Source organism: Psychrobacter sp. T6-1 (genome assembly GCF_052258445.1).
This window is the reverse complement of record NZ_JBQQFC010000379.1, coordinates 1-2,040: the sequence shown is the minus strand read 5'-3', so window position 1 is coordinate 2,040 and position 2,040 is coordinate 1. Positions and strand designations below refer to the sequence as shown.

Annotated in this window: 4 protein-coding genes; 3 read left to right on the top strand and 1 reads right to left on the bottom strand. The window is 44.9% G+C overall.

Going from position 1 to position 2,040, the window contains the following annotated elements:
• The first annotated feature begins 202 nt into the window (after positions 1–202).
• The 3 genes from ACTXGO_RS12995 to ACTXGO_RS12985 all read left to right on the top strand — a co-directional run bounded on the left by ACTXGO_RS12995 (position 203) and on the right by ACTXGO_RS12985 (position 1,515).
• Positions 203–532 carry a BolA family protein gene (locus tag ACTXGO_RS12995; protein WP_435949585.1) on the top strand — a complete coding sequence of 110 codons (330 nt, stop codon included), beginning with the start codon at positions 203–205 and terminating at the stop codon, positions 530–532.
• 47 nt (positions 533–579) lie between these two features.
• Positions 580–939, top strand: coding sequence for a SirB2 family protein (locus tag ACTXGO_RS12990; RefSeq protein WP_317199148.1), 360 nt, complete (start codon positions 580–582; stop codon positions 937–939).
• Between the two features lie 174 nt (positions 940–1,113).
• Positions 1,114–1,515, top strand: coding sequence for a hypothetical protein (locus ACTXGO_RS12985; RefSeq protein WP_317199149.1), 402 nt, complete (start codon positions 1,114–1,116; stop codon positions 1,513–1,515).
• A gap of 84 nt (positions 1,516–1,599) precedes the next feature.
• Here the strand turns inward: ACTXGO_RS12985 and trxC are convergent, their stop codons facing one another.
• Positions 1,600–2,037 carry a thioredoxin TrxC gene (trxC, locus tag ACTXGO_RS12980; protein ID WP_443543657.1) on the bottom strand — a complete coding sequence of 146 codons (438 nt, stop codon included), beginning with the start codon at positions 2,035–2,037 and terminating at the stop codon, positions 1,600–1,602.
• Between the last annotated feature and the right edge of the window lie 3 nt (positions 2,038–2,040).

The window sequence follows — 2,040 nt, the reverse complement described above, 5'->3', positions numbered from 1 at the left end:
GTTAGTTTGTTCTACTAGTTAGTTTGTTCTACTAGTTAGTTTGTTCTACTAAAAGTATCAAGATAGCTAAAGTAGCGGAGCGTTATAGAAGTATGCGCTCCGCTTTTTTATGCGCGGTACAACTCACTTTGGTTCTCACGATGTCTGTTATAATGACATAAATATTATAGTTTTTAGTAGAGCGCGTTTTATAGGGATTACCATGAATAATAATATGCCAACAGCAACAGCGCTAAAGAGCGCGCTACAGACTTTGCACCCTGAGTATTTAGAGCTGGTCAATGAGTCGATGAATCATGCAGGCTATTTTGAAGGTAAAGAGAGCCATTTTAAACTCACACTGGTCAGTGACGCTTTTGACGCTAAGCGTCTGGTCGCGCGTCACCAATTGGTATATGACGCGGTAGCAGAGTTGCTGACTTCAAAGGGCGGCATGGTACACGCTTTGGCTATTCATGCCTATACGCCTGCCGAATGGCAAGCGCAGGGAGTTAGCCCTGAGAGTCCCTTGTGCGCGGGACAAAACCTATAAAGTCACCTAATTTAATCTAAACATTGCGCTACAGGAACCTACCTTCAATGAAACATCTACATACGCTTCTAGCACTTATTGTCATCGGCCTCTTTATCTATCAAAGTATTTTGGTGCTAAGTGCTAATAAACAAGCGCCGCGAGTTATCAAAATTGCTAATCATATCGTCTATCTACTCATTATCGTGTCGGGTGCTTGGATGCTCATGCAGCTGATGAGCGTCAACGCCCCAGTGCAATGGGTATTTGCTAAGATCATACTGCTAGTCGCGGCGATTAGCGCCAGTATCAAAGCCTTTAAGCCTGATGCGACCCCTAGCCAGAGCAAAGTGGGTATCATCATTGCAGGTATTGCTTATGCCAGTATTGTAACTTTGGCTTATACAAAACCTGAGAACTTTTTTTAAGAACGCCCTAGTGATTTTAGCTTAGGTTCTAGCTTAAATAAGTGTTAGCGTCAGACTCTAGACCTTTAGACCTAGACCCTTATTTGCTTTGTTATTGCTATCTTCAACTATTCGTTTTATAGTAATGCAATCAATTAGATACACCCCTTTATACTTTAGCCCACTGGAATGATTATGAAAAATTTGAGCAAATCGACGGTATTGGCAGCGGCCAGTGTGCTGGCTTTGGCAGGCTGTGCCTCTACTGGCAATGTGACACCGCAATATGTACCGCCTAGCACTTATCAGAGCTATGACTGTCAATCACTCAGTCAAGAATATGCCCGCGTTGAGCGTTATGTCGATGCTACTCGCAATGAGCAATCGACGATAGCAGCATCAGGCGTTGGCGTTGGTATCTCGGCTGGACGTTGGGGTATCTCGCCTAACATTAGCGTCGGACTAGGCAAAAGCAACAATACTAAAGCGCGTGATGCGAAGTTATCTAGGCTGTACGGCGAAGCTGACGCTATTATCCAGTCCGCGCGCGTCAAGCGTTGCACCTTTGCTAACGGTATAAAGATATATGGTGAGTAGTACTATTTAGATTTAAAATAGGAAAGCCAATACGGGATTACCGTATTGGCTTTTTTGATGATAGCACCTTAGTCAATATAAACATTAAGTCTTTAAACTGTTTACCCATTGCACGATTTGGCTCGTTGGTAGGGCGCCAGATTGCCGCGCGACCTCTTTGCCCCCTCTAAAAGCTACCATCGTTGGCAGACTACGAATATTATAAGGCGCTGCCGCTTGCTCATATTTGTCCGTCTGCAACTTGGCAAAGACAACTTGCGGCAATTGCTTGGCGGCGTCTTTGAACTGCGGCGCCATCATCAAGCACGGCTGACACCAACTCGCCCAAAAATCTACAATCGTTAGTACGTCATTTTTTTGAATGACTTTGTTAGCCGTTTGAGCGCTTAGCTCTTGTGGACTTGCTGTCAGTAGCGACTGGCTACATTTGCCGCAATTAGGCTGTGCGCTTAGGCGCTCAGCGGGCAGACGATTGGTTGTCTGACAATGCGGGCAGACAATGTGAAAACCTTCTGTACTCATAAA

What these genes read in the sequence shown, in the direction of transcription:
- ACTXGO_RS12995 (WP_435949585.1), top strand. Translation starts at nt 203, where the DNA reads ATGAATAATAATATGCCAACAGCAACAGCGCTAAAGAGCGCGCTACAG.
- ACTXGO_RS12990 (WP_317199148.1), top strand. Translation starts at nt 580, where the DNA reads ATGAAACATCTACATACGCTTCTAGCACTTATTGTCATCGGCCTCTTT.
- ACTXGO_RS12985 (WP_317199149.1), top strand. Translation starts at nt 1,114, where the DNA reads ATGAAAAATTTGAGCAAATCGACGGTATTGGCAGCGGCCAGTGTGCTG.
- trxC (WP_443543657.1), bottom strand. Translation starts at nt 2,037, where the DNA reads ATGAGTACAGAAGGTTTTCACATTGTCTGCCCGCATTGTCAGACAACC.